Consider the following 26841-nt stretch of genomic DNA (forward strand, 5'->3'; position numbering starts at 1 on the left):
GAGGGTCAGGCCCCGCCCGCCGCGGCCCCGAGCGAGCCGACCGCCGCGACCTTCACGCCCGCCTTGTGGCACACCCAGTACGGGTCGGGCCCCAGCTCCGGCTCGACCTCCAGGGCGTGCGGGTCGCCGGAGCCGCACACCGGGCACAGCGGCCAGCGACCGTAGGTCTCCAGCAGCGCGTCCTGGACGTCCTGGGCGACCAGGCCCGCGACGAACTCCGCGCCCTCCGGCCACTGCTCCACCCACCAGCGGCGCTGCACGACGGAGTCCTCGACCATCGACACCACGTCGGCGGCGGCGACCTCACCCGCCGCCAGGTCGGCGAGCACGCGGGCGCGTGCCGCGTGCAGGGACTGCTCCAGTGGACCGATGGACTCCATGGAGCCATTGTGCGGGCTCTTGACCACGAGTCCGAGCCGAAAATATCTTTCATACGTGACCCAGGAAGTGAAGGAAATTTTCGGCGGCGCTCTCGCCGCGAAGGTGCGCACGCTGGGTCCGTCCATGACCCGCTCCATGCACCGGGTCGCCGAGGCCGTGGCGAGCGACCCGGCGGGATGCGCCGCGCTCACCGTCACGGGCCTGGCGGAACGGACCGGGACGAGCGAGGCGACCGTCGTGCGGACCGCCCGGATGCTGGGCTATCCCGGCTACCGCGACCTGCGGCTCGCGCTCGCCGGGCTGGCCGCGCAGCAGCAGTCCGGGCGGGCCCCGGCGATCACCACGGACATCGCGGTGGACGACCCGATCGCGGACGTGGTCGCCAAGCTCGCCTACGACGAGCAGCAGACCCTCGCGGACACCGCGGCCGGGCTGGACACCGCGCAGTTGGGCGCGGCCGTCGCCGCGACGGCCGCGGCCCGGCGGATCGACGTGTACGGGGTGGGGGCCTCGGGTCTCGTCGCGCAGGACCTCACGCAGAAGCTGCTGCGCATAGGGCTGATAGCGCAGGCGCACAGCGATCCCCACCTGGCCGTGACGAACGCGGTGCAGCTGCGGTCGGGGGACGTGGCGATCGCGATCACCCACTCGGGGGCGACCGGGGATGTCATCGAGCCGTTGCGGGTCGCGTTCGAGCACGGGGCCACTACGGTGGCGATCACCGGGCGGCCGGGCGGGGCGGTGGCGCAGTACGCCGACCATGTGCTGACGACGTCCACCGCCCGGGAGAGCGAGCTGCGGCCCGCGGCGATGTCGTCGCGGACGAGTCAACTCCTGGTGGTGGACTGCCTGTTCGTGGGGGTGGCGCAACGCACGTACGAGACGGCGGCGCCCGCGCTGGCCGCGTCCTACGAGGCGCTGGCGCATCGGCACCGTCGGTAGACCCGAGTTGCCCCGGTAGACATCGGTCACGCAGAAAGAGCCGCTCCTCCATGACCTCCCCCTCCGACCCCCGTGATCTGCAAGCCCAGTTGGAGACGCTCACCACCGAGGCCTTCCGGCCCGAGCTCGCCGACATCGATCGGCTGCCGACCCTCGACATCGCCCGGCTGATGAACGGCGAGGACGCCTCCGTGCCCGCCGCGGTCTCCCGGCAGCTGCCGGTAATCGCCGCCGCCATCGACGCGATCGCCGAGCGGATGGCCCGTGGCGGCCGGCTGATCTACGCCGGGGCCGGCACCGCCGGCCGCCTCGGTGTCCTGGACGCCTCCGAGTGCCCGCCCACCTTCAACACCGACCCCGCCCAGGTGGTGGGCCTGATCGCGGGCGGCCCCGGGGCCGTGGTCACGTCCGTCGAGGGGGCGGAGGACTCCGCGGAGCTGGCGCGGGCCGACCTGGACGGGCTCGCGGTGACAGCCGTGGACACGGTGGTCGGGGTGTCCGCGTCCGGGCGCACCCCCTACGCCGTCGGCGCGGTCGAACACGCCCGCGCGCGAGGGGCCTTGACCGTAGGGCTGTCCTGCAACGCGGACAGCGCGCTCGCCGCGGCCGCCGATCACGGCATCGAGGTGGTCGTCGGCCCCGAGCTGCTCACCGGCTCGACCCGCCTCAAGGCGGGCACGGCCCAGAAGCTCGTCCTCAACATGCTGTCGACGATCACGATGATCCGCCTCGGCAAGACCTACGGGAACCTGATGGTCGACGTCCGCGCCTCCAACGAGAAGCTGCGGGCCCGCTCCCGCCGCATCGTCGCCCTCGCCACCGGCGCCGACGACGAGGAGGTCGAACGCGCCCTGGCCGCCACGGACGGCGAGGTGAAGAACGCGATCCTGACGATCCTGGCCGACGTGGACGGACCCACGGCGGCCCGGCTCCTGGCGGAGTCGGGGGGTCATCTGCGGGCGGCGCTCAGCGGCGGACCAGCACCGCGTGGGTGACGTTCGGTGAGCTGACCAGCTCGGCCACCCGGTAGCCGGCGATCCCGTCGCCCAGGTCGTCGAGCAGCCGCTCGCCGCGTCCGATGAGAAGCGGGGCGATCACCAGGTGGACCTCGTCGATCAGCCCGGCGCGCAGATACTGCCGGATGACCGCCGCCCCGCCGCCGATCCGGACGTCCTTGCCGTCCGCGGCGTCGAAGGCCCGCCGGAGGACCGTCTCCGGCGGCTCGTCGGTGAAGTGGAAGGTGGTGCCACCGGCCATCTCCAGCGACGGTCGCAGATGGTGGGTGTGGACGAAGACATCGTGGTGGTACGGCGGGTTGTCGCCCCACCAGCCCTGCCAGGACTCGTCCTCCCACGGCCCGCGCTGCGGACCGAACATGTTCCGCCCCATGATCGTGGCGCCGATGTTCTGGTCACCGCGCACGAAGTGGTCGACATCGATCCCGGACTTCCCCGCGGCCGCGTCCTCCGACGCGGACATGAACCAGCTGTGCAGCTCGTCGCCCCAGCCGACGCCGTCACCGAAGGGGGCGTCCGGTCGCTGGTTCGGACCGGCCATGAAGCCGTCGAGGGAGATCGTCACGTTGTGCACCCGGACCTTGGGCATGGCCTTCACCTCTCGTGTGGTGTCGTGCTCTCACCCCTGCGTCGTTCCGAGCGTGCCTGGATCGACATCCCCGCGCACCTTTTTCCAGACGAGTGTGTGGCGCCAGAAGAGCCGCCGCCTCGGCCGGACTCCCGGGAGGACGCGGCGGGCCTCGCGGACGAACTCGGTGTAGAGGACGTCGGCCGGGCGGGTCGGGGCCGTCATCGCGACGGGACGTGGCGCCCTGCGCCCCCGGTTCCTGACCCAACCGGTGATCAGGTTGAGCGGAACGGACGCGAGGCCCAGGAGGGTCTGGACGCGGGTGTCCTCCCGCGTCAGGGCGACGATCACCAGGGTGCCGCCGGGTGCCAGTTGCCGCCTGAAGCGGATGAGCGCCTCGGTCAGGGGGAGGTGGTGGAGCACGGCGACACAGGTGATGACGTCGTAGGGGGAGCCTTCGTCGTAGGCCAGCGCGTCCGCGACGGCGAAGGTCACGGGGAGCCCGGGGCCGGTGGCCTCCCTCGCCCTGCCGATGATCCGTTCGTCGCTGTCGATGCCGTGCACATGGGTCGCACGCGCCGCCAGCAGCCGGGCCAGGTCGCCGGCACCGCAGCCGACGTCCAGGGCCCGGTCGAAACGGCCGGGCAACCGGCGAAGGATCCACGGGTGGAAGTGGGCGTTGTGGCTCCAGGGGTGGGCGTCGTTGAAGCGGGCGAGGGCATCCACGAGAGGCATGGTTCATTTCAACAGGGCATCCGTCCCTCCCGGTTGACCTTCCGCACCCTCGCCCGCAGCACATCGGCCTGCGGCGCGGGCCCGGTGGACTCCGGCGGACAGTCCCACTCCCGCCCGCCGCCGAGGGGCCGCAGCTGCACCCTCCCGCCCAGGTGCCCCATCACCTCCCCCACGCGCCCGTCCCGCCCGTCCACGACGTACGACCCCACCGGCGGCGCCTCCCCGCGCAGTACGGACGCCAGCCGCTCGGCCGTGCGTACGTTGCACCGCCCCAGGTCGACCAGCGGGAACGGCTCGTCACCGGCACCGGTGAGGGGGTCGACGGCGAGGGACGGCAGCACGACGCCGACCCCGCTGAGCGCCTCCCGCAGGGACTCCAGGACTTCTTCGGTGGACCGCACGCTTCCTCCATCGGCACGGTGGGTTGGTGATTCGCGACACAGCGTGTCCGGTACGGCTCTAACCTGGCCAGACAGGGCGTCCCAACAACCTCGACTGGTGGATCGGGAGCTACGCATGGCAGGACCGAAGGACCTGGACCCGTCGTCGTCACCACGAGCACTGCTGGGCGCGGAGCTGCGGCACGCGCGCGAGAAGGCCGGCCTGAGCCAGGAGGAGCTCGGGCAACGGCTGTTCGTGAGCGGGTCGTTCGTGGGGCAGTTGGAGGCCGGGACACGGAGGATGCAGCGGGATGTCGCGCGACTGCTGGACGAGACACTCGGGACGGAAGACTTCTTCCTGCGGAACTGCGGGGCGTCGGCGAAGTCGCGGTATCCGGAGCACTTCGCGGAGGCGGCAGAGGCGGAAGCACGGGCCGCTGCGATCAGCCAGTACGCACCGTTGCTGATCCCGGGGTTGCTGCAGACGCCCGCGTACGCACGAGCGGTGTGCCGCGCCTATCAGCCGACGGCTCCGGAGGATGAGATCGAGAAGCTGGTGGTGGCCCGGAGCGACCGGGCTCGGCTCCTCGACGATCCAACAGAGCCCATGTTGTGGGCGGTGATTGACGAGGCAGCGCTGCGTCGGGTGACGGGAGGCCGCACGGTGATGGCGGAGGCCCTGCACCACATCGCCGAACTGGCACGCCGGAGACGGGTGATCGTGCAGGTGCTGCCATTTGATGCGGGAGCGCACGCGGCCATGGAGGGCTCCACCAAGCTCATGGAGTTCGAGGACGCCCCTCCGCTCGTCTACTTCGAGGGCGTCGGCACCGGGCGGCTGGAGGACGATCCGGCCGTCGTCAGGCACCAGCGCTTCACCTACAGGCTCCTGATGGCCTCCGCCCTCTCTCCTCAGAAGTCCCTGGCCCTGATCGAGGCGATGGCGCAGGATTACGCCCATGAGGAACACCCCTGAGTCCTGGCGCAAGTCGAGCTACAGCGGCGGCAGCGGCGGCGACTGCCTCGAAGTGGCCCTCGGTCACCCCACCACCATCCCCGTCCGCGACTCCAAGAACCCCCACGGCCCGAAGCTCGTGTTCCGGCCGGAGGCGTGGTCGGCGTTCGTGGAGGCCGCCGCCCGCGACCACTGGACCGGATAACGGCCCGCGCTGTGACCCGGCGACCAACTGCTCGGCGAGTTGGACGGCTCGCCTCCCCCAAGAGGTCAGGATCTGACCTATATGCCTCCTAGCGTGTGACCTGTCGTCGGAACAGCAATCCACGGAGGGCACCACCATGACCACCGCCACGAAGACCACCCTGCCCACGGGCGAGCGCGCCGACCTGCTGGAGGCGCTGGCCAAGCAGCGGCACTTCCTGCGCTTCACCACCCGTGACCTCACCGACGAGCAGGCCGGGCAGCGGACCACCGTCAGCGAACTGTGTCTCGGCGGCCTGATCAAGCACGTCACGTCGGTGGAACGCAACTGGGTGGGCTTCATCGAGAAGGGCCCGTCGTCGATGGGCGACTTCACCGCCATGACCGAGGACGACTGGGCCCGGCGGGCCGACGAGTTCCGGATGCTGCCCGGCGAGACCCTGGCCGGAGTGCTGGCCGACTACGCGGAGACGGCCGAACGGACGGACGAACTGGTCGCCACCCTGCCCGACCTGGACGCCGCCCATCCGCTGCCCAAGGCCCCGTGGTTCGAGGCCGGGGCCCAGTGGTCGGCCCGCAGGGTGCTGCTGCACATCGTCGCCGAGACCGCCCAGCACGCCGGCCACGCCGACATCGTCCGGGAGGCCCTGGACGGCGCCAAGAGCATGGGCTGACCGGTCCCGAAGCTCAAGCGTCCAGCTCCGAGCCCTCTTTTCAAGGAATGGGTGGAGGACCCCAACCCGCCCTCCCACCCCGCGTGTTGACGCGAAGCGACCGGCTTGCCACGCACAGTCACGATCGTCTAGCGTGCCCGAATAACGAACAGCCCCCGCCAGGTGCTACCAACACCTGCGGGGGCTTGACCTACGAGATCGATCGAGAGCATCGACCTGTGGCTGCCACCAATCTTAGTCCTGCCTTCCTGCCCGCGCACGCCTCCCCACCCCATGGCGAACCCGGGATACGGCAAACGCTCCACCCCCGACCAACGCCCCCGCACCGCGCACGACTTCGTCCACCTCCCACCCCGCGAAGCCGCCATCGCCGGGTACCTCGACCGCCTCCCCGACGGCGCCGACATCTCCGTAAAGACGCTGGCCAAGACGCTGCCGTACGGACAGTGCGCGCTGGGCACGGCCCTCAACCGCCTGCAACAGGCAGGCCACTTGCGCCGGGGGCGCGAGCGCCTGGCCTCCGCTACCGGAGGGCACCGCTGGATCACCCGATCGTGGTTCTCGCGTACCGCCCGTGACGACGACTGGTGGGCGGCCTTCACTCGGGGTGACGTACCGCACGACCCACCGAGCCGCCCGCCCACCCGTTCCCGCGCCCACATCCTCCTCGCCGCGCTGGGCCGCGAGACCCCCTCCCTGTCCCTCTCCGCCGCCGACTGCGCGGCCCTCGCCCCGCTGGTGACGGAGTGGTTCGCCCGAGGGGCCACCGAGGACGTCGTACGCCACGCCCTGACCAGCGGTCTGCCGATCCCGGTCCACCACCCGGCCGCCCTGCTCCGCCGCCGCCTGACCGACAAACTCCCACCGGAGCCCCCGCCGCCCCTGACGCCCCACCGGATCCTGGAGTGCGCGGAGTGCGGAGTTCCCGGGCCTCCGGAGGCCCTGCCCGGGGGCGTGTGCGGCGGTTGCCGCGACGGATACACCCCCGCGCGCCCCGCCTCGCTCCTGCCCGCCCATGTGATCCATGCTCGCGCGGACGAGATCCGGGCTGCGATGTCCCTGCCATCCCGGGGCCAGAGGTCAAGCCGGTACCCGACCAGGGCCTGACACCGACCGCCGTGACCGGGGCGACAAGGTTCGCGGGTACGCGGAAGCGGGAATCCCCGTCCACCTGCTCGTCGACCGGGCCCTGGACGCGATTACCGTGTACAGCGACCCGCGCGACGGGACCCTGGATACCGAAAAGCTCAAGGACTACGCAGACTGAGACCATGAACCACGCCCAGCTCACCGCCCTAGGCCGTGCCCTCCGTGTGCTCGGCGAGCACGGCGACGCTCTCACCGCCGACGCTCCGGACGCCAAGCTGCACGAGGTCAGAACCGATCTGAAGCGTGCGCTGGAGCTGCTGGAGGACAGCGTCACCACCGCCGCCCCCAGCACCCGCTGCGCCGAGCACCCGAACGGCCCGGTCGACGAGAACGCCCCCGACCTGTGCCTGCTGTGCGAGACCCGGCGCAGGGCGGCCCGGCGCGCCGAGATCAACGGACCGTCCGCGCGCCCCCGCTCCACCGAACCCACCCCCTCCCGGTACGGGGTGCGGGAGGACCGGCCCCAGCCCCAGCAGCGCTGGCTGCCGGAGCAGTGGACCGGCCAGGAGTGGCAGCTGTGCGGGACGCCGAGGCGGGACCGGCACGAGGCCGAGCTCTACATCAACGCCCAGCGCCGCGGGCCGCGCGCCGCGATGGCGTACCGGCTCGTCCACGAGTTCACCGACTACGAGGTGCTGCGGGTGTGGGGTACTCCGGTGCGCGTGGACATCGAGCCGCTCGGCAATCTGTAGAGCCCGAGCGTTCTACTTCAGCAGCGGCAGCGCCGGGAAGTCGTACCCCTCCCACATCCGCCGCGACACCTCCTCCGGGTACGGCCGCACCTCCGCCCGCACGTCCAGCACCTGGGTCAGCCGGCCCGACGCCTCGAACGCCGGCCACCCCGGATCCCCGGTCCGTGCGAACCCGGCCCACGCCGACTGGAAGCGCGCGGTCAGCGTCCGGGCCTCGTCCGGCACCCCGGTCCCCGCGAACAGCAGCTGCCCGAGGTCGGCGTCGTACGTGCCGAACAGCAGCGGGATGTCCAGCCCGTGGCACGCGCCGAGCGCGCCGCCGAATCCCGGTGCGGGCCAGGTGAGTTCGTAGAGATGGGCGCGGCCGCCACCCGCCGTCTGCGCCTCCGCGAGCCGCAGGGACGGGATGTTGAACAGCCAGTCCGTCTGCACGCGTTCGAAGAGTTCGGTGGGCGAGGCGTCCGGGAATGCCTCGCGGTAGGAGCGCTCCCCGTCCGGGCCCGGTGCGAACGTCCGCAGCGCCGCGGCCGCCTGCTCCTCGGTGATCCTGCCGAGGTGCTCGCCGAGGGCGAGGAAGAGCCGGTACTCGTCGCGGTTGTGCCCGACGAGCAGGTCCACGTCCCGCCCGGCGCCCGCGGCCAGCGCCTCCCAGGGGGTGCACGGCAGCACCTCCCCGTCGACGACCGGCGCGAACGGCGTCACCGTCGGCGCAGCCTGCCCCCACCGGTCGTCGTACTCACGCATCCGCGCGCTCAACCGCTCACCGGCCGCCGGGAGTTCGCACGGATCCACGGCGGACAGCGCGGCGGCCACGGGAGCGAGCCCCGCCTCCTTGCCGAGCTCCACCGCTATGTCCCGGGCGAGATCGGCGGAGAAATAGGTACCGGGCACGCTCTGCGCGACGGCCCGCCGGAACAGGCCCCGCGCGGCCGGCATCGCCAGCAGCGAGGCCACCGACCCCGCGCCCGCCGACTCCCCGAACACGGTGACCTGCCCGGGGTCCCCGCCGAACGCCGTGATGTTGTCCCGCACCCACTCCAGCCCCGCGACCTGGTCCAGCAGCCCCCGGTTCGCGGGCGCCCCCTCCAGCAGGGTGAACCCCTCGATGCCGACGCGGTAGTTGAGGGTGACGACGACAACGTCGCCGCCGCGCGCGAGATGCTGGGCGTCGTAGCCGGGGCTGCCGGAGTGGCCGAGCTTGTAGGCGCCGCCGTAGATCCACACCATCACCGGGCGGCGGGCCGCGGGGTCCGTCTCGGGGGTCCAGACGTTGACCGTCAGCCAGTCGTCACCGGTGGGCGTCGCGGGCTGCGCGGCCCGGCCCTGGAAGCCGGACTCCTGCGGGGGCGGGGGCCCGAAGGCGTACGCCTCCCGGGTCCCCTCCCAGCTCCCGACGGGCCGCGGTGCCTGGAACCGCCCCTCACCCACCGGCGGTTCGGCGAACGGGATCCCCCGGAAGACCACCAGTCCGTCCTCGGCGCGCCCGCGCACGGCACCGGCCGCGGTACGCACTTCGAGACCCTCGGCTGACGTCATCGGTCGAACTCCTCACAGGTCGGGGCTGCTGCGCCTCACTCCAGCCCACGTCCCTTGCCTGAGTCAACCAAGCCGGGGAGCGTTGTTGCGTCAGCTCAACGACTTCAGCGCGGACGCGTCGTACGGCTGAAGTTCGTCGAAGCGGCCCGCCAGCACCTTCGCGGCCCACTCGGGGTCCTGGAGCAGCGCCCGCCCGACGGCGACCATGTCGAACTCCTCGCGCTCCAGGGCGTCGAGGAGGTCGTCGATGCTCTTGACCGGGGAGCCCTCGCCCATGAAGCCCTTGATGAAGTCGCCGTCGAGGCCGACCGAGCCCACGGTGATGGTGGTCCGGCCGGTGAGCTTCTTGGTCCAGCCGGCGAGGTTGAGGTCGGAGCCCTCGAACTCGGGGAGCCAGTAGCGGCGGGTGGAGGCGTGGAAGGCGTCGACACCGGCCGCGGCGAGCGGGGCGAGGATCGCCTCCAGCTCCTCGGGCGTCTCGGCGAGCCGCGCCTTGTAGGCGTCCTGCTTCCACTGCGAGTACCGGAAGATGACCGGGAACTCGGACGAGACCGTCTCGCGTACGGCCGCCACGATCTCCGCCGCGAACTTCGCGCGGGCGACCGGGTCACCGCCGTAGGCGTCGGTACGGCGGTTGGTGCCCGCCCACAGGAACTGGTCGAGGAGGTAGCCGTGGGCGCCGTGCAGTTCCACGCCGTCGAAGCCGATGCGCTCGGCGGCGGCCGCGGCCTCGGCGAACGCGCCGATGACGTCGTCCAGGTCGCGCTGGGTCATCGCCTTGCCGGTGGGCTCGTCGGCGCCGATCCGCAGGCCCGAGGGGCCGACGGCGGGGGCGTCGGCGTAGGGCGCCTCACCCTCGTTGCGGACCATGCCGATGTGCCACAGCTGCGGCACGATGGTGCCGCCCGCCGCGTGCACCTGCTCGGCGACCTTCGCCCAGCCCGCCAGCTGCTCCTCGCCGTGGAACCGCGGGACGTTGTCGCTGTTCCCCGCCGACGTGTGGCCCACGTAGGTGCCCTCGGTGACGATCAGACCGACCCCGGCGGCCGCGCGGCGGGAGTAGTACGACGCCACGTTCTCGCCGGGGACACCGCCCGGGGAGAACATGCGGGTCATGGGCGCCATCGCGATGCGGTTCGGGACGGTCAGGCCGTTGATGTGCACCGGACGGGACAGAATCTCGGCAGCGCGGGAGGGGACGGGGGCAGTCACGTGGGGGTACTCCTCGGTATGTGCATGCGCATGGACACTACCCAGGTGCCAACCGTCCCGCGCGCCTCAGGATTTCCCGCTGCTCTGTGACTCCGGCCACGCATGGAAGAAGCCCGCCCCACGAGTGTGGGACGGGCTTCTTATCGAGCGCCGGGCAGGCCTTGCACCTGCATCTCCCCGCAGGAAGCGGGGCGTCTTTCCTTGGACCACCAACGCGTAGTCGACCGACGGGAGTTCACGTCGGGCGGCTCGTGATCAACTATAGCGCAAGAAAAGACCGGGGGCGGCCACCCCCTGTTCCCAGGAAGGACCGCCCCCGGCAAGGACGTTGATCGACCGTCGGGCCTCACGGCCCGGGGCGATCAGAAGTCCATGTCACCGCCCGGCATACCGCCACCGGCGGGCGCGGCGGCCTTCTCCGGCTTGTCGGCGATGACGGCCTCGGTGGTGAGGAAGAGCGCGGCGATGGAGGCGGCGTTCTGCAGGGCAGAGCGGGTCACCTTCGCCGGGTCGATGATGCCCTCGGCGATCATGTCGACGTACTCACCGGTCGCGGCGTTCAGGCCGTGGCCGACGGGCAGGTTGCGCACCTTCTCGACGATGACGCCACCCTCGAGACCACCGTTGACGGCGATCTGCTTGAGCGGGGCCTCCAGCGCGAGCTTCACCGCGTTGGCACCGGTCTGCTCGTCGCCCGAGAGGTCCAGCTTCTCGAAGACGCTGGAGGCCTGCAGGAGCGCCACGCCACCACCGGCGACGATGCCCTCCTCGACGGCCGCCTTGGCGTTGCGCACGGCGTCCTCGATGCGGTGCTTGCGCTCCTTGAGCTCGACCTCGGTCGCGGCACCGGCCTTGATGACGGCGACGCCACCGGCGAGCTTGGCCAGGCGCTCCTGGAGCTTCTCGCGGTCGTAGTCCGAGTCGCTGTTCTCGATCTCGGCACGGATCTGGTTCACGCGGCCGTTGACCTGGTCCGAGGAACCGGCACCGTCGACGATGGTGGTCTCGTCCTTGGTGATGACGACCTTGCGGGCGCGGCCCAGGAGGTCCAGGGTCGCGTTCTCCAGCTTGAGGCCGACCTCCTCGGAGATGACCTCGCCGCCCGTGAGGATGGCGATGTCGCCGAGCATGGCCTTGCGGCGGTCACCGAAGCCCGGGGCCTTGACGGCGACGGACTTGAAGGTGCCGCGGATCTTGTTGACGACCAGGGTCGACAGGGCCTCGCCCTCGACGTCCTCGGCGATGATCAGCAGCGGCTTGCCCGACTGCATGACCTTCTCCAGGAGCGGGAGCAGGTCCTTGACGGAGCCGATCTTGGAGTTGGCGATGAGGATGTACGGGTCGTCGAGCGACGCCTCCATCCGCTCCATGTCGGTGGCGAAGTACGCCGAGATGTAGCCCTTGTCGAAGCGCATACCCTCGGTGAGCTCCAGCTCCAGACCGAAGGTCTGGGACTCCTCGACGGTGATGACGCCTTCCTTGCCGACCTTGTCCATCGCCTCGGCGATGAGCTCGCCGATCTGGGTGTCGGCGGCGGAGATGGAGGCCGTGGAGGCGATCTGCTCCTTGGTCTCGACATCCTTGGCCTGCTCGAGGAGAGCGGCGGAGACGGCCTCGACGGCCTTCTCGATACCGCGCTTGAGGGCCATGGGGTTGGCGCCGGCGGCTACGTTGCGCAGGCCCTCGCGGACGAGCGCCTGGGCGAGCACGGTCGCCGTGGTCGTACCGTCACCGGCGACGTCGTCCGTCTTCTTGGCGACTTCCTTGACCAGCTCGGCGCCGATCTTCTCGTACGGGTCCTCGAGCTCGATCTCCTTGGCGATGGAGACACCATCGTTGGTGATCGTGGGGGCGCCCCACTTCTTCTCGAGGACGACGTTGCGGCCCTTGGGGCCGAGCGTCACCTTGACGGCGTCCGCGAGCTGGTTCATGCCGCGCTCGAGGCCGCGCCGCGCCTCCTCGTCGAACGCGATGATCTTGGCCATGTGAAGTGGTCCCTCCAGGACTGGGGGTGATTCCTTCGGACCGCGCCCGCGCCCGCGACGGACGGCTCGCCGGCCTGTGGATCCTTGCCCCACAAGGCCTGCGGGCCTCACCGACCCGGTCCATCTTTGTCACTCTCACCTTCAGAGTGCTAACGCCAATGATTAGCACTCGGCATGGTCGAGTGCAAGCGCCTCCCGAATACCGGGGTGGGGAGCGCGCAGTTCCCCGCGCCCCTGGAAGAGCCATGCGGACGCTCGCGCAGCCGCGCACGGCGGGCGGGTGCGGGCCGGTGGGGGCTGGTCGCGCAGTTCCCCGCGCCCCTACGGAGCTACAGCCACCGGCGCCGCTATGGACTGTGCCGGGTGCGGTCGTGTTGCGGGTACAGGTGCGTCGTGGCTGGTCGCGCAGTTCCCCGCGCCCCTGGGGGGGTGCAGTCGCCGGCACCACGACGGACCGTTGGCCGGGTACGGCGTGCAGGGGACGGGGTGGGGGGTGTCCGCCCGCAGCGGCCGGCGTCCGTTACAGGGCACTTCTCAAGGGGCCGAGCCGCCGGACCGAGGACGGATACCCCCCGCCCCGGCCCCGACCCCACCACCCACCCGCCCCTCCAGGGGCGCGGGGAACTGCGCAAAAACGCCCGCCCCCACCGGACCCGCACAAGCACATGCCGAAGGGCCCGTACCCATGACTCCCCATGGGGTACGAGCCCTTCGAAGAAGAACGAAGAACGACGCTGTTGTTACCCGGCGCGTGCTTCAGCCAGTCGCGAGACGAACCATGTCCGCCTGCGGCCCCTTCTGACCCTGCGAGATCTCGAACTCGACCCGCTGGCCCTCTTCAAGGGTGCGGTAGCCGTCCATCTGAATCGCGCTGTAGTGGACGAATACATCCGCACCACCGTCGACCGCGATGAAGCCGTACCCCTTCTCCGCGTTGAACCACTTGACGGTGCCCTGAGCCATGCCTAACTCCCCTATTACTGGCCCTTGCACGGATCCACACTTCATGGATCCGGGTCAGACCTCACCCCCCACATGGTTGGGGGCGTGCGCCGGAACGCGTCGACCGCGGCTGAATGTATCTGTCCAACTGCCGTCTGCAACAGGTCAATCGGACGAGAATTCTGGACGGAAGGGGTCCGGAATGTAGTGAGAATTCGCCCGAATTCGGGGCAAGTCGGGCCCCATAAAAGGAGCATAAGCCACAAAGAACCCACACACTTTGGCTACTTCTCGTCGCATCCGAAGTCAGAACTCATATGCGTCCGGCATGCGGGAAGCAGCAGGTTCCCCAACTGTACCGTGCTCAACCATAGAGAATTGCCCCCTCCGCTTCTCTCGCGGAGAGGGCAATCAGATGAACACTCGGTAATTACTGTTACCGAAGGTAATGACCAGTCATACGGTCACCCGCCGGCGACCGCCGGGATGATGGAGACTCCGGCCCCGTCGGGCGTCACCGTCTCCAGCCCCTGCTCGAACCGCACATCGTCGTCGTTCACGTACACGTTCACGAACCGCCGCAGCTTGCCCTGGTCGTCGAGAACCCGCGCGGCGATCCCGGTGTGGTTCTTCTCCAGATCCGCGATGACCTCGGCGAGGGTCCCGCCCTCGGCCTGCACCTCGGCCTGGCCGCCGGTGTAGGTGCGCAGGATGGTGGGGATGCGGACGTTGACGCTCATGCGAGGCCAGCCTCTCGGAAAGAGTCCAGGTTCGGACGAATCGTGGCGGTGAGCCCGGTACCGGCCACCGCGTCCAGGGTCTTGAGACCGTCGCCGGTGTTCAGCACCACCGTGGTCTTCGTCGGGTCGAGGACGCCGTTCTCGATCAGCTTGCGGGTCACACCCACGGTCACGCCACCCGCGGTCTCCGCGAAGATGCCCTCGGTACGCGCCAGCAGCTTGATCGCGTCGACTACCTGCTCGTCGTTCACGTCCTCCACGGCACCGCCGGTACGACGCGCGATGTCCAGCACGTACGGCCCGTCCGCCGGGTTGCCGATCGCCAGCGACTTGGCGATGGTGTTCGGCTTCTGCGGCCGGACCACGTCGTGGCCCGCCTTGTACGCCACCGACACCGGCGAGCACCCCTCGGCCTGCGCACCGAAGATCTTGTACGGCTTGTCCTCGACGAGCCCGAGCTTGATCAGCTCCTGCAGACCCTTGTCGATCTTCGTGAGCTGCGAGCCGGAGGCGATCGGCACGACCAGCTGGTCGGGAAGCTGCCAGCCCAGCTGCTCGCAGATCTCGTACGCCAGGGTCTTGGACCCCTCCGCGTAGTACGGCCGCAGGTTGACGTTGACGAAGCCCCAGCCCTCGCCGGCCGGGTCGCCGATCAGCTCGGAGCAGAAGCGGTTCACGTCGTCGTAGTTGCCCTCGATGCCGACGAGCTCGCCGCCGTAGATCGCGGCCATGACGACCTTGCCCTGCTCCAGGTCGTGCGGGATGAACACGCAGGAACGGAAGCCGGCCCGGGCAGCGGCGGCGCCCACCGCACCGGCCAGGTTGCCGGTGGAGGAGCAGGAGAGGGTGGTGAAACCGAAGACGCGGGCGGCCTCGATGGCCTGGGCGACGACGCGGTCCTTGAAGGAGTGCGTCGGGTTGCCGGAGTCGTCCTTGACGAACAGCTTCCCGGCGTCGACGCCCAGCTCGCGGGCGAGGTTGTCGGCCTTGACGAGCTTGGTCCAGCCGGGGTTGATGTTGGGCTTGTCCGCCACGTCCGCGGGGACGGGCAGCAGCGGGGCGTAGCGCCAGATGTTCGCGGGTCCCGCCTCGATCTGCTTGCGGAGCTCCTCAGTGTCGTACGCCGAGAAGTCGTAGGCGATCTCGAGCGGGCCGAAACACTCCTCGCAGGCGAAGACCGGGCCGAGCGGGACGCGGTGACCGCATTCGCGGCAGCTCAGCGCCGCGGCGGGACCCAGATCGACGGAGTTCGTGGTGCTTGCAACTGTCTGCGCAGCCATGGAGGCGAGGCCCTTTCTCCTCATCTTCCTCACGACGCATCTCGCCGTGAGACGGATTTGGCACCTTCCCGAGCCGGGAGCCTCGCGGAGACGATCGTCATCGATCGCTACGAGAACCGACTGGAGGGTTGCCGGGGCTTCATCGGGCCGTATCCCTCTGCCCCTCTGGATGAGCGGTATGAAGTTGTGAACGGCGGGCCACCCAGGACATGCGATGGTCACCCGCGTTGTTCAAGACTGTAACCGAAGGCCAGGACAGTTGAGATAGTCGTCCGAACGGCGAGATGGATCACACGCAGATCACACGCAGAGGAGCCGCGCACTGTGCTGAACGAAGTCGAGCGCTGGCTGGCCACCCGGTCCTGGTCCGCGACCGATCGCCCGCTCCACCGGATCATGGCCGCGAAGCGGAGCACGGGTCGGACCGTCAGTGTCGTCCTGCCCGCGCTCAACGAGGAGGAGACGGTCGGTGACATCGTCGCCGTGATCCGTCATGACCTCATGCAGCAGGTCCCGCTCGTCGACGAGATCGTCGTCGTCGACTCGGGATCGACCGACCGCACCTCGGAGGTCGCCACCGCGGCCGGGGCGCGGGTCGTCCACCGCGACGACATCCTCCCGCGCATACCGGCCGTGCCCGGCAAGGGCGAGGTCCTGTGGCGCTCCCTGCTCGTCACCAGCGGGGACATCGTCTGCTTCATCGACGCCGACCTGAAGGAGTTCTCCTCGGACTTCGTCGCCGGCATCGTCGGACCGCTGCTCACCGACCCCGAGGTCGACCTGGTCAAGGGCATGTACGACCGTCCCCTGGGCGGCGCCGCCGGGCAGGGCGGCCGGGTCACCGAGCTCATGGCGCGCCCGCTGCTGAACATGCACTGGCCGCAGCTGGCCGGTTTCGTGCAGCCGCTGGGCGGCGAGTACGCGGCCCGGCGCTCGCTGCTGGAGCAGCTGCCGTTCCCCGTCGGCTACGGCGTCGAGCTGGGCATGCTGGTCGACGCCCTGCACCTGGTGGGCCTGGACGCCCTCGCCCAGGTCGACGTCGGCGTGCGCAAGCACCGCCACCAGGACGGACAGGCCCTGGGCCGGATGTCCGCCGCGATCTACCGTACCGCCCAGCTCCGGCTGGCCCGCGGTCACATGATCCGGCCCGCCCTCACCCAGTTCGAGCGGGGCCGGGACGGCTTCGAGCCGCGGACGTACTCCGTGGACACGGAGGAGCGGCCGCCGATGACGGAGATCCCGGAGTACATGAAAAGAAGGGCTGCGTAGGAGCGCCCCTTCCGGAGCGCTCCCAAGGGAACGTTTGAGCGGTTGGACACCGGGCTAGGTTTCGAGGCATGGCTTCATCGCACAACGCCCAGGTGCTGGTCGCGTCCAACCGCGGCCCGGTCTCGTACGAGGTCCAGGAGGACGGTTCGCTGACACCCAAACGGGGTGGCGGCGGACTGGTCTCGGGCCTTTCGGCGATCGGTCCGGAGGCGGGCGCGCTGTGGGTGTGCTCGGCGCTGTCCGACGGTGACCGCGAGGCGGTGCGGCAGGGGGTCGGCGAGGACGGCGTCCGCATGCTCGCGATCCCGGCCGACGTGCACGCGGACGCGTACAACGGCATCGCGAACTCGGTCCTCTGGTTCGTCCACCACCTCCTCTACCAGACCCCGCTGGAGCCGTCCTTCGACGCGGAGTTCCGGCGCCAGTGGGCGTCGTACGAGACGTACAACCGCGCCTTCGCCGAGGCGCTCGCCGAGGAGGCGGCCCAGGGGGCGGCGGTCCTGGTGCAGGACTACCACCTGTGCCTGGTGCCGGGGATGCTCCGCGAGCTCCGCCCCGACCTGCGCATCGCCCACTTCTCGCACACGCCGTGGGCGCCGGTGGACTACTTCCGGATGCTGCCGGACGACATCGCGTCCCAGCTGCTGCGGGGCATGCTGGGCGCCGACCGGCTCGGCTTCCTCACCCGCCGCTGGGCGGACGCGTTCACGGCCTGCGCCACGGAGCTCGCGGACGGGCTCGGCGAGACCCGGATCGGGGTGCACGGCCTGGGCGCGGACGCGGACTTCCTGCGCGAGCGCTCCCACCAGGCGGACGTCGAGGAGCGGATCGTCTCCCTGCGCGAGGAGATCGGTGAGGGCCGCAGGACCGTCGTCCGCGTCGACCGCACCGAGCTGTCCAAGAACATCGTCCGCGGGCTGGTCGCCTACCGGCGGCTGCTGGAGTCGCGGCCCGAGTGGCGGGAGCGGGTCGTGCACGTGGCGTTCGCGTATCCCTCGCGGCAGGACCTGGCGGTGTACCGGGACTACACGGCCGAGGTGCGGCGCGTGGCGGAGGAGATCAACGACACCTTCGGCACCCCCGGCTGGACGCCGGTCCTGCTGAATCTGGAGGACGACTTCGCGCGCTCCCTCGCCGCGTACCGGCTGGCCGACGTGGCGCTGGTCAACCCCATCCGGGACGGCATGAACCTGGTCGCGAAGGAGGTGCCGGTGGTCTCCGACGAGGGGTGCGCGCTGGTGCTGTCGCGGGAGGCCGGGGCGCACGAGGAGCTGAAGGACGACGCGATCGTGGTGAACCCGTACGACGTGGAGCAGACGGCGGCGGCCCTGCACGAGGCCCTGACGATGCCGCCCCACGAGCGGGCCGAACGCGCGAAGCGGCTCGCCGCGGCGGCGACGGCACTCCCGCCGGCCCAGTGGTTCCTGGAGCAGCTGAACGCACTGAAAGCGCTGAACGGGTGAGCATGAACCTTCCGACGCCCACCACCCCCGCCGGCCAGGAGGGCCTGCGCGCACTCCTCGCGGAGCCGCGCCGCGCGGTGATCGGCCTCGACTTCGACGGGACGCTGGCACCGATCGTGGCGGACCCGGAGCAGGCCTTCGCCCACCCCGAGGCGGTGCCGGCGCTCGCGGCGCTCGCGCCGAAGGTGGCGTCCGTGGCGGTGATCACCGGCCGCCCGGCCGCGGTCGCGGTCCGCAACGGCGGTTTCGCGCGGGTCCCGGGCCTGGAGCACCTGACCGTGCTCGGCCACTACGGGGCGGAGCGCTGGGACGCGGCGACGGGCGAGGTCACCGCCCCCGCCCCGCACCCGGGAGTCGCGGCGGTCCGTGCCGAGCTGCCGGAGCTCCTGGCCGGGACCGGGGCATGGCTGGAGGAGAAGGGCGGCCGGGCGGTGGCCGTCCACACCCGCAGGGCCGACGACCCCCAGTCCGCCTTCGAGGCCCTGCAGGGGCCCCTCGCCGACCTGGCCGCCCGCAACGGCCTGATCGTGGAACCGGGCCGGCTGGTCCTGGAGCTGCGCCCGCCCGGCATGGACAAGGGGGTGGCCCTGCAGAAGCACGCCCGCGAGGTCTCCGCCCGGTCCGTGCTGTTCGCCGGCGACGACCTGGGCGACCTGCCCGCCTTCTCCGCGGTCGACGACCTCCGCGCCGCCGGCACCCCCGGTCTCCTGGTGTGCAGCGGCAGCGACGAGGTGACGGAACTGCGCAAGCGGGCCGACCTGGTGGTGGACGGCCCGGCCGGTGTGGTGGGCCTGCTGCGGGCCCTGGCGGAACGACTCGGCTGACCCCTCAGCGCTCCGCCCGCCGGGCCTCCCGCACTCTGCGCAGCCGGTTCACCGTCACCGGGTCGAAGGCCAGCGCCCGCTGATCGTCCAGCAGGGCGTTGAGGAGCTGGTAGTAGCGGACCGGTGCGAGGCCCAGTTCCTCGCGGATGGCCCGCTCCTTCGCGCCGGGCCCCGCGAAGGAGCGGCGCTCCAGCGCGAGGACGTCCTGTTCCCGGCGGTCGAGTTCCGCGTGCTCCATGCCCTGAACCGTAACGGCCGCCACTGACAGCGACTACTCCGCGTTCTGCGCGGTCAGCTGCAGCGCGCGCAGCACCTCGCCGGGGTCGCCGTCGGAGCTCACCGCGGAGCCGATCCGCTTCTTCACGGCCGCGCTGACCGAGGCCCAGGACGTCTTGCCCACCGGGGGCAGCTCCGCGGAGGGCAGTGCGCCGAGGAAGGGCTTGAGGTCGGCGTCCCGGGAGGACCCGCTCATGGCCTCGGACGCGGAGTTGGTCACCGGCAGCAGGTCGTACTCCCGGGAGAACGCGAGGACGTTCTTCTCGCTGTAGACGAAGTCGAGGAAGTCGCCCACCTGTTCGGCGTGCCCGTTCTGCCTGAAGGCCATCATCCAGTCGGCGACGCCCATGGAGTTCCTGGTCGGTCCGTCGGCGCCGGGCATGGGCACCATCCCGAACTTCACGCCCTTCTCGGCGGCGATCTTCATCAGCGAGGGGTGGCCGTTGAGCATCCCGACGTCGCCGGCGGCGAACGCCGAGAACGCGGCGGCCCGGTTCAGGTTCTCGGGCGCGACCGGGCCGGTCAGCCCCTTGCCGACGAGGTCGTCCTTGAGCCAGGTCAGCGTCGCGACGTTCTCCTCGGAGTCGATGCCGTACGTGCCGGTGTCGTCGACGTACCCGCCGCCCCCGCTCAGCAGCCACTGCATGGTCTCGGCCTGTGCCTCCTCGGGGCCGAGCGGCAGCGCGTACGGGTACTTCACCCCGTCCGCCCTGAGCGCCCTGGCGTCGGCGGCCAACTGCTTCCACGTGGTCGGCGGGGTGAGCCCGGCGTCGGCGAAGAGGGTCTTGTTGTAGAAGAGCAGCCGGGTCGACGCGGCGAACGGCATGCCGTACTGCATGCCGTTGATCCGTCCCGCGGAGCCGAGCTGGGAGACGAAGTCGGCCTGCTCCCGGATCCCGATCAGCTCGTCGGCCTTGTACAGCAGTCCCTTGTCCGCGTAGTCGGCGTAGGCGCCGATCTGCGCCATGTCGGGCGCCTTCCCCGCGTCGACCAGTTCCTTGACCTTGCGGTCGACGTCGGTCCAGTTGTACACGCTGACGTCGACCTTCACACCGGAGTGCGCGGCCTCGTACTCCTTGACCAGCTTGTCCCAGTACTTCCGGGAGCTGTTGGCCGAGCTGTCGCCGTAGTCGGCGGCGACCAGCTTCAGCGTCACCTCGTCCGGTCCTCCGCCCAGGCCGCAGCCGCCGAGGACCGCCGTCATACCCAGTGCGGACACCGCCGCGATCGTTCCCGTCCTACGCCGCCGCACCGACAACCGCCCCACACTCACGTTCGAAAGCTTTCGAAAAGTCATACATATCTTGGACCTAAGGTCTACACCACGTGAGTGGACTAGACCTCTTGTGGGTCAACGGGTCACACTGTCCCCCGTGAGACATGTCATCGCCCTCGACGTGGGCGGCACCGGGATGAAGGCGGCCTTGGTCGGCGCGGGGGGCGAACTCCTGCACCGGGCCCGCCGGGCCACCGGCCGCGAGCGCGGACCGGACGCGGTCGTCGACGGCATCCTCGACTTCGCCGCCGAGCTGCGCGCGTACGGCACCGAGCAGCTCGGCGCCCCCGCGGCCGCGGCCGGCGTCGCCGTCCCCGGCATCGTCGACGAGGACCGGGGCATCGCGGCCTACGCCGCCAACCTGGGCTGGCGGGACGTCCCCCTGCGCGAACTGCTCGCCGCCCGCCTCGACGGCGTCCCGGTCGCCCTCGGCCACGACGTCCGCACCGGCGGCCTCGCCGAGGGCCGCATCGGGGCCGGCCAGGGCACCGACCGCTTCTTCTTCGTCGCCCTCGGCACCGGCATCGCGGGCGCGATCGGCATCGCGGGCCGGGTGGAGGCGGGCGCCCACGGATTCGCGGGCGAGATCGGCCACATCGCCGTACGTCCGGGCGGCAAGCCCTGTCCCTGCGGCCAGCGGGGCTGCCTGGAGCGGTATGCCTCCGCGGCGGCCGTCAGCGAGGCCTGGGCCTCGGTCACCGGGAACCCGGAGGCGGACGCCGCGGACTGCGCCAAGGCGGTCGAGGCCGAGGACCCACGGGCCCGGGAGGTCTGGCACCACGCGGTGGACGCCCTGGCCGACGGGCTGGTCACCGCCCTCACCCTCCTGGACCCGCGCACCCTGATCATCGGTGGCGGCCTGGCGGAGGCGGGGGAAACCTTGTTCACACCGCTGCGGGACGCGGTCCGGCGGCGCATCACCTTCCAGAAGCCGCCGACCATCGTCCCAGCAGCCCTGGGCGACACGGCGGGTTGCCTGGGCGCGGGCCTGCTGGCCTGGGATCTCCTCGACACGACGGACAGTTCGGAGGTAACGCCCTGATGACATCCCCCTCAGGGGCGCGGGGAACTGCGCGACCAGCCACGACGAACCCGCACCCCGCGACGGGCCCCGCGCCCCTCGTCCTGTCCGGCGCGACGGTCGTCCTCCCCACGGGAACCGTCGAAAACGGCCGAGTGATCGTCGACGGCACCCGAATCATCGGCGCCGCCCCGGAGAACGCCCAGTTCATCGACGTAACCGGCCATTGGCTGGTCCCAGGTTTCGTCGACCTCCACAACCACGGCGGCGGCGGCGCCTCCTTCACCTCGGGCACCGTCGACGACGTGCTCAAGGGCATCCGCACCCACCGGAACCACGGCACCACCACCCTCGTCGCCTCCACCGTCACCGGCGACATGGACTTCCTCGCCCAGCGAGCCGGCCTGCTGAGCGAGCTCGCCGAGCAGGGCGACATCGCCGGCGTCCACTTCGAGGGCCCGTTCATCTCCCCCTGCCGCAAGGGCGCGCACGCGGAGGCGCTGCTGCGGGATCCCGACCCGGCGGAGGTCCGCAAGCTGATCGACGCGGCGCGCGGGCAGGCGCGCATGCTCACCCTCGCCACCGAACTCCCCGGTGGCATCGACTCGGTACGCCTCCTCGCCGAGCACGGCGTCATCGCGGCGGTCGGCCACACGGACGCGACGTACGAGCAGACCGTCGAGGCCATCGACGCGGGCGCGACCGTGGCCACGCACCTCTACAACGCGATGCCGCCCCTCGGCCACCGCACTCCCGGCCCCATCGCCGCCCTCCTGGAGGACGAGCGGATCACGGTCGAGCTGATCGACGACGGCACGCACCTGCACCCGGCCGCGCTGCGACTGGCGTTCCACCACGCGGGAGCAGCCCGGGTCGCCTTCATCACGGACGCCATGGACGCGGCCGGCTTCGGCGACGGGCGTTATCTGCTCGGCCCCCTGGAGGTGGAGGTCAGCGAGGGAGTCGCCCGGCTCGTGGAGGGCGGCTCGATCGCCGGCTCGACCCTCACCCTGGACCGCGCCTTCAAGCGGGCGGTGACCGTCGACCGGATCCCGGTGCAGGACGTGGTCGCGGCGATCTCCGCCAACCCGGCCCGGCTGCTGGGCATGTCCGACCGCATCGGTTCGCTGGAGCCCGGCAAGGACGCCGACCTGGTCCTGCTCGACCATCAATTCGACCTCAAGGGCGTCATGCGCCGGGGCGAATGGGTGGTCGATCCCCAACTGGGCTGATGTGTCCCGCTGTTGGGCCCGGTGGCATCCTGGGAGACTGGACGGGCACATTCTGTCTTCCGGGGGAGGTCGGCCCAGGTGATCCTCACGGTCACGCTGAACACCGCTCTCGACATCACCTATCGCGTACGGTCGCTGCGGCCGCACACCAGTCACCGGGTCGGTGAGGTCACCGAACGCCCCGGCGGCAAGGGCCTGAACGTGGCCCGGGTGCTGGCGGCGCTCGGCCACGAGGTGACGGTCACCGGCTTCACGGGCGGAGACACGGGCCGCACGGTCCAGGACCGGCTCACCGCCGTCCCCGGCCTGGTGGACGCGCTCGTCCCGGTCAGCGGCCCGACCCGGCGCACGATCGCGGTCATGGACGAACGGTCCGGCGACACCACCCAGCTCAACGAGCCGGGTCCGACGGTGACGCCCGCGGAGTGGTCGGCCTTCCAGGAGGCGTACGAGGATCTCGTGCCGTCCGTCTCGGCGGTGGCCCTGTGCGGGAGTCTGCCGCCGGGGGTGCCGGTGGGGGCGTACGCGGGCTTGATCCGCACGGCGAAGGCGGCCGGGGTGCCGGTCCTCCTCGACACCAGCGGTGAGGCGCTGCGCCGCGGGGTCGCCGCCCGCCCCGACATCCTCAAGCCGAACACCGACGAACTGGCCGAACTGACCGGCTCCCACGAGCCGCTGCGCGCCACCCAGGACGCCCGACGCCGGGGCGCCCTCGCCGTCGTCGCCTCCCTGGGCAAGGAGGGCCTCCTCGCGACAACACCGGAGGGCCGCTGGCGCGCCATCCCGCCCACCGCGGTCCACGGCAACCCGACGGGCGCCGGTGACTCGGTGGTGGCGGGACTGCTGTCGGCCCTGGCGGAACAACTCCCCTGGCCGGACCGCCTGTCCCGCGCGGTCGCCCTGTCGGCGGCGACCGTACTCTCCCCGGTGGCCGGCGAGTTCGACCGCGACATCTACGAGGAGTGGGTACCCCGGGTGACGGTGACCGGGGAGGCCAGCGCGGCCTGACTTCTACTGGTCGACGTTCTCCGTGAGGGAGAACTGGTCGAGCAGGGCGTTGCACTGGTTGCCCTGCTGGCAGGACAGCTGGATCGTGTTGGTGCCTTTGGTCAGGGAGACCTGTGCCCAGGTCTCCTGCCACTCGTTCGCGGGGAGCCCACCGAAGTTCTTCATGTTCAGCGGCCGGGAGGAGGGTTTCCCGTTGACCGTCACCGTCGCGTTGGCGTCCTCGGCGGGAAGGCCGTAGCGGACGTACACCCGGTAGACGCCGGCCTTCTTGATGCCGTTGACCGTCCAGGTGACCGAGGCGCCGACCTGGTTGAAGCCCTGGACGTACACGCCCCCGTCGGACTTGGCACCCTTCACGTCGGACGCGACGCCGGTGCCGCCCTCCAGCCGCATCGTCTTGACGTCGGCCTTCGGAAGGTCGGCCGCCTCCGACGCCGATGCCGACGGGCTCGGCTCCGCGCTCTGGGACGTGGTCGGGGTCGTCGCCGCCTCGTTGCCCTTGTCGTCCTTCTGGTCGTCGCCGCCGGCCATCGCGATTCCGATGCCGATGACCACCGCGGCGACCACCGCGATCGCGCCGATCAGCAGACCCTTGGTGTTGGGACCGCCGCTGCGGCCGCCGCCACCGCTGTAGCCCGGCATGGGCTGCTGGCTGGTGGGGGCCCCGCCCGGGAGGGTCTCGGGGGCCTGATAGTGGGCGCTGGGCTGGCCGTAGCCGCCCTGGGCCTGCTGCTGCGGGACCTGGCCGTACGGGCCGTTCGGCGCGGCCGGTGCCTGCTGCTGGCCGTACTGCCGCTGGCCCACCGAGCGTGTCCGGTTGACGGAGTTCGGATAGCCGTAGCCGTAGCCGCCGCCGGAGGGCGGCTGGGCCCCGTTGGCCTGGCCGTCGGCGTAGAGGTAGCCGAACGGGTCTTCGTCCTCGGGCGTGCTCGCGCCGTTGTTGCCGGACGTCATCCCTTGGTACTCCTCAACAGGTGCGGATCGGATGCGATACGTGCAGTCAGAATGGCGAGCCTACCCGCTCCTGATGGCCCAAACGGGTGACTCGGATCGCATCAGCTCGCTGACCTGGGGCTCAGCCCGCGCGTCTGTGTTGTTTGGGACGAGATCGTTTCTCGACGTACATCCGCTCGTCGGCGGACTTCAACACTTCGTCCGCGGTCATACCGCAGTGCGCCCAGCCGATGCCGAAGCTGGCACCGACCCGGACGGCCCGTCCCTCGGCCCGGATGGGCTGGATGATCTCGTTGCGCAGACGCACCGCGAGGTCCGCCGCGTCGGCCTTGCCGAGGCCGTCGGCGAGGATCACGAACTCGTCGCCGCCGAGCCGGGCCACGGTGTCACCGTCGCGCACGCACTGCGACAGCCGCCGGGCGACCTCGATGAGCACCGCGTCACCCGCGTTGTGCCCGAACCTGTCGTTGATCGACTTGAAGCCGTCGAGGTCGCAGAAGAGCACCGCGAGCCCCTTGGTGCCGTCGTCGCGCTCCCCCTCGGGGGCGACGGTGTGCACATGGTGGTCGAAGGCGCCGATCGCCTCGGCGCCGCCCTGCCGGAAGTCGAAGCCGTGGCCGCCCGCGTCGAAGGCCGGGTGGCCGAAGGCGGCGTCGACGGGCTCCAGGGCGCCGGTGTGGGTGGGGCGCTGGCACAGCCGGGAGGACAGCCGCGAGCGCAGCTCGGCGGAGTTCGGCAGCCCGGTCAGGGAGTCGTGGGAGGCGCGGTGGGCGAGCTGGAGCTCGCGGCGCTTGCGCTCCTCGATGTCCTCGACGTGGGTGAGCAGGAAGCGCGGCCCGTCGGCGGCGTCGGCGACCACCGAGTTGCGCAGGGAGACCCAGAGGTACGTGCCGTCCCGGCGCCCGAGGCGGAGCTCGGCCCGTCCGCCCTCCGCCGAGGTGCGCAGCAGGGTGCCTATGTCCTCGGGGTGGACGAGGTCGGAGAAGGCGTAGCGGCGCATCGCGGACGCGGGGCGGCCGAGGAGGCGGCACAGGGCGTCGTTGGTGCGCAGGATGCGGCCGTGCTGGTCGCCGCCCATCTCGGCGATGGCCATGCCGGAGGGGGCGTACTCGAAGGCCTGCCGAAAGCTCTCTTCACTGGCCCGGAGGGCCTGCTGTTCCCTTTCGAGCCGGACCAGAGCGCGCTGCATGTTCGCGCGCAGACGCGCGTTGCTGATCGCGATGGCGGCCTGGAAGGTGTACATCTGCAGCGCCTCGCGGCCCCACGCCCCCGGCCTGCGGCCGTTGCGCGGCCGGTCCACGGACAGGACGCCGATCAGCTCGCCGCACTGGCCGCCCGGCACGCCCGGTGTGTACATCGGCGCGAACAGCCGGTCGGAGGGGTGCCACTCGTCCTCGAAGCGGGGCGCCGGGCCGTCGGTGTACCACTGCGGGACGTCGTCGTCGTCGAGGATCCAGCCCTCGGTGTGCGGGATGAAGACCAGGTCGCCCCAGGTCTCCCCCATGCTCAACCGGCGCTCCCAGGACTCGCGTGAGCCCACCCGGCCGGTGATCAGCGCTTCGGCGGCCTGGTTGCCCGAGAAGGCGGCGACCACGAGGTCCCCGTCGGGGCGCACGAGATTGACGCACGCCAGTTCGTAGCCGAGTGCGGTGACCACGCCGTTCGCGACGGTCTGCAGTGTGTCGGCCAGGCTGCGGGCCGTGTTCATGTCGGCCATGACCTGGTGCAGCTGTCGCAGGGACGCAAGACGGACGTACGGCTCCGACTCGCTCTCCATTGCTCGCCCTCCCCCCGAGACCTCGCAGCGAATCAAGGGTTCTCTTCGGCGTATCTTTCAGTGCGGTTTCGTTGGTGCGGCTTCGTCGGTACTTCCCGCCACTGAATCACAGCGCGCTGCCCACTCGGTACACAGGGTCAACAATTGGCGCCCCTTGTGACTCAAGTCACAGCGAAAGATGAACAATTGAGTGGGGTTTCTGCGTTTTCCCTGTGCGTTTACTGAACGCAAACTTTGGGTGTTTGTGAACACCGTGCGCATCTCCGCCGGTAGACCTAGGTCCGGCCTCGGACGAAGGCCCGATGCGGACCGCCCGGAGGTGACACTAGCGTTTCCGGCGTGCCGAACAC

General features: G+C 70.9%; 27 protein-coding genes and 1 riboswitch. Of the genes, 13 read left to right on the plus strand and 14 right to left on the minus strand.

The window, feature by feature from the left end; all coding sequences use genetic code 11:
* Window positions 1–5: 5 nt before the first annotated feature.
* A complete protein-coding gene (locus AQI94_RS40535) occupies window positions 6–380 on the minus strand; it encodes a hypothetical protein (protein WP_031043449.1) in 375 nt (124 codons plus the stop codon).
* Between the two features lie 55 nt (window positions 381–435).
* On the opposite strand from AQI94_RS40535, the gene AQI94_RS40540 reads away from it, so the two are divergent.
* Together AQI94_RS40540 and murQ are read left to right on the plus strand one after the other, a co-directional pair.
* Entirely contained in the window at window positions 436–1323 is an 888-nt protein-coding gene (locus AQI94_RS40540; RefSeq protein ID WP_078902696.1) for a MurR/RpiR family transcriptional regulator, read from the plus strand.
* A 50-nt stretch (window positions 1324–1373) separates the two neighbouring features.
* Window positions 1374–2318, plus strand: a complete 945-nt coding sequence (murQ, locus tag AQI94_RS40545) for an N-acetylmuramic acid 6-phosphate etherase (RefSeq protein ID WP_031043456.1) — start codon at window positions 1374–1376, stop codon at window positions 2316–2318.
* On the opposite strand, the gene AQI94_RS40550 is transcribed toward murQ, so the two are convergent.
* The 3 genes from AQI94_RS40550 to AQI94_RS40560 are packed head-to-tail and all read right to left on the minus strand — an operon-like array spanning window position 2290 to window position 4043.
* Window positions 2290–2928: a dihydrofolate reductase family protein gene (locus AQI94_RS40550; protein ID WP_031043460.1), complete on the minus strand. Its 639-nt coding sequence runs from the start codon at window positions 2926–2928 to the stop codon at window positions 2290–2292. The two genes, murQ and AQI94_RS40550, sit on opposite strands and share 29 nt — an antisense overlap.
* A gap of 30 nt (window positions 2929–2958) precedes the next feature.
* Entirely contained in the window at window positions 2959–3642 is a 684-nt protein-coding gene (locus AQI94_RS40555) for a class I SAM-dependent methyltransferase (RefSeq protein ID WP_031043462.1), read from the minus strand.
* A gap of 8 nt (window positions 3643–3650) precedes the next feature.
* Window positions 3651–4043, minus strand: a complete 393-nt coding sequence (locus tag AQI94_RS40560; RefSeq protein ID WP_031043467.1) for a hypothetical protein — start codon at window positions 4041–4043, stop codon at window positions 3651–3653.
* A 115-nt stretch (window positions 4044–4158) separates the two neighbouring features.
* On the opposite strand from AQI94_RS40560, the gene AQI94_RS40565 reads away from it, so the two are divergent.
* The 5 genes from AQI94_RS40565 to AQI94_RS40585 all read left to right on the plus strand — a co-directional run bounded on the left by AQI94_RS40565 (window position 4159) and on the right by AQI94_RS40585 (window position 7696).
* Window positions 4159–4998 (plus strand): helix-turn-helix domain-containing protein, encoded by an 840-nt coding sequence (locus tag AQI94_RS40565; protein ID WP_031043470.1) that lies wholly within the window; start codon window positions 4159–4161, stop codon window positions 4996–4998.
* The gene (locus tag AQI94_RS40570; RefSeq protein ID WP_031043474.1) at window positions 4982–5182 is read left to right on the plus strand and encodes a DUF397 domain-containing protein; all 201 of its coding nucleotides are present in this window, start codon (window positions 4982–4984) and stop codon (window positions 5180–5182) included. Before AQI94_RS40565 ends, AQI94_RS40570 begins: the two co-directional genes overlap by 17 nt.
* Before the next feature lie 136 nt (window positions 5183–5318).
* Window positions 5319–5855 carry a DinB family protein gene (locus tag AQI94_RS40575; protein ID WP_031043477.1) on the plus strand — a complete coding sequence of 179 codons (537 nt, stop codon included), beginning with the start codon at window positions 5319–5321 and terminating at the stop codon, window positions 5853–5855.
* Between the two features lie 273 nt (window positions 5856–6128).
* On the plus strand, window positions 6129–6962 hold the full coding sequence (locus tag AQI94_RS40580) for a hypothetical protein (protein ID WP_031043480.1): 834 nt from the start codon (window positions 6129–6131) through the stop codon (window positions 6960–6962).
* Between the two features lie 164 nt (window positions 6963–7126).
* Window positions 7127–7696: a hypothetical protein gene (locus AQI94_RS40585; RefSeq protein ID WP_031043481.1), complete on the plus strand. Its 570-nt coding sequence runs from the start codon at window positions 7127–7129 to the stop codon at window positions 7694–7696.
* A gap of 12 nt (window positions 7697–7708) precedes the next feature.
* On the opposite strand, the gene AQI94_RS40590 is transcribed toward AQI94_RS40585, so the two are convergent.
* From AQI94_RS40590 to thrC, 6 genes are all read right to left on the minus strand, one after another.
* Window positions 7709–9232 carry a carboxylesterase/lipase family protein gene (locus AQI94_RS40590; RefSeq protein WP_031043484.1) on the minus strand — a complete coding sequence of 508 codons (1524 nt, stop codon included), beginning with the start codon at window positions 9230–9232 and terminating at the stop codon, window positions 7709–7711.
* A 90-nt stretch (window positions 9233–9322) separates the two neighbouring features.
* Window positions 9323–10444: an NADH:flavin oxidoreductase gene (locus tag AQI94_RS40595; RefSeq protein WP_031043487.1), complete on the minus strand. Its 1122-nt coding sequence runs from the start codon at window positions 10442–10444 to the stop codon at window positions 9323–9325.
* A 362-nt stretch (window positions 10445–10806) separates the two neighbouring features.
* Entirely contained in the window at window positions 10807–12429 is a 1623-nt protein-coding gene (gene groL / locus AQI94_RS40600; RefSeq protein WP_031043490.1) for a chaperonin GroEL, read from the minus strand.
* Between the two features lie 756 nt (window positions 12430–13185).
* The gene (locus tag AQI94_RS40605) at window positions 13186–13392 is read right to left on the minus strand and encodes a cold-shock protein (protein ID WP_007382895.1); all 207 of its coding nucleotides are present in this window, start codon (window positions 13390–13392) and stop codon (window positions 13186–13188) included.
* Window positions 13393–13835: 443 nt separating this feature from the next.
* On the minus strand, window positions 13836–14111 hold the full coding sequence (locus AQI94_RS40610; RefSeq protein ID WP_031050795.1) for a MoaD/ThiS family protein: 276 nt from the start codon (window positions 14109–14111) through the stop codon (window positions 13836–13838).
* Entirely contained in the window at window positions 14108–15391 is a 1284-nt protein-coding gene (gene thrC / locus AQI94_RS40615; RefSeq protein ID WP_031050798.1) for a threonine synthase, read from the minus strand. The genes AQI94_RS40610 and thrC overlap by 4 nt, the downstream gene beginning before the upstream one ends.
* 17 nt (window positions 15392–15408) lie before the next feature.
* Window positions 15409–15567, minus strand: a riboswitch (SAM riboswitch).
* Between the two features lie 148 nt (window positions 15568–15715).
* On the opposite strand from thrC, the gene AQI94_RS40620 reads away from it, so the two are divergent.
* From AQI94_RS40620 to otsB, 3 genes are all read left to right on the plus strand, one after another.
* Window positions 15716–16660, plus strand: coding sequence for a glucosyl-3-phosphoglycerate synthase (locus tag AQI94_RS40620; RefSeq protein WP_031050802.1), 945 nt, complete (start codon window positions 15716–15718; stop codon window positions 16658–16660).
* Between the two features lie 68 nt (window positions 16661–16728).
* A complete protein-coding gene (locus AQI94_RS40625; RefSeq protein ID WP_031050805.1) occupies window positions 16729–18123 on the plus strand; it encodes an alpha,alpha-trehalose-phosphate synthase (UDP-forming) in 1395 nt (464 codons plus the stop codon).
* 2 nt (window positions 18124–18125) lie between these two features.
* Window positions 18126–18947 (plus strand): trehalose-phosphatase, encoded by an 822-nt coding sequence (gene otsB, locus AQI94_RS40630; protein ID WP_031050808.1) that lies wholly within the window; start codon window positions 18126–18128, stop codon window positions 18945–18947.
* 4 nt (window positions 18948–18951) lie between these two features.
* Here otsB and AQI94_RS40635 read toward each other — a convergent pair whose 3' ends face one another.
* Entirely contained in the window at window positions 18952–19185 is a 234-nt protein-coding gene (locus AQI94_RS40635) for a DUF3263 domain-containing protein (protein ID WP_031050809.1), read from the minus strand.
* 33 nt (window positions 19186–19218) lie between these two features.
* Window positions 19219–20520 carry an extracellular solute-binding protein gene (locus AQI94_RS40640; RefSeq protein WP_455712805.1) on the minus strand — a complete coding sequence of 434 codons (1302 nt, stop codon included), beginning with the start codon at window positions 20518–20520 and terminating at the stop codon, window positions 19219–19221.
* A gap of 76 nt (window positions 20521–20596) precedes the next feature.
* Between AQI94_RS40640 and AQI94_RS40645 the strand changes: the two genes are divergently transcribed.
* The 3 genes from AQI94_RS40645 to AQI94_RS40655 all read left to right on the plus strand — a co-directional run bounded on the left by AQI94_RS40645 (window position 20597) and on the right by AQI94_RS40655 (window position 23760).
* Entirely contained in the window at window positions 20597–21541 is a 945-nt protein-coding gene (locus AQI94_RS40645) for an ROK family protein (protein ID WP_062230324.1), read from the plus strand.
* Complete coding sequence (nagA, locus tag AQI94_RS40650) at window positions 21541–22752, plus strand: N-acetylglucosamine-6-phosphate deacetylase (RefSeq protein ID WP_225890406.1); 1212 nt, start codon at window positions 21541–21543, stop codon at window positions 22750–22752. The genes AQI94_RS40645 and nagA overlap by 1 nt, the downstream gene beginning before the upstream one ends.
* A gap of 78 nt (window positions 22753–22830) precedes the next feature.
* Window positions 22831–23760, plus strand: coding sequence for a 1-phosphofructokinase family hexose kinase (locus AQI94_RS40655; protein ID WP_031056239.1), 930 nt, complete (start codon window positions 22831–22833; stop codon window positions 23758–23760).
* 3 nt (window positions 23761–23763) lie between these two features.
* Here the strand turns inward: AQI94_RS40655 and AQI94_RS40660 are convergent, their stop codons facing one another.
* Both AQI94_RS40660 and cdgB read right to left on the minus strand, forming a co-directional pair.
* Complete coding sequence (locus tag AQI94_RS40660) at window positions 23764–24714, minus strand: carbohydrate-binding protein (RefSeq protein ID WP_031056241.1); 951 nt, start codon at window positions 24712–24714, stop codon at window positions 23764–23766.
* Window positions 24715–24835: 121 nt separating this feature from the next.
* On the minus strand, window positions 24836–26491 hold the full coding sequence (gene cdgB, locus AQI94_RS40665; protein WP_031056244.1) for a diguanylate cyclase CdgB: 1656 nt from the start codon (window positions 26489–26491) through the stop codon (window positions 24836–24838).
* Window positions 26492–26841 lie beyond the last annotated feature (350 nt).

The sequence above is a fragment of the Streptomyces pseudovenezuelae genome (assembly GCF_001513955.1).
Classification (GTDB): domain Bacteria; phylum Actinomycetota; class Actinomycetes; order Streptomycetales; family Streptomycetaceae; genus Streptomyces; species Streptomyces pseudovenezuelae.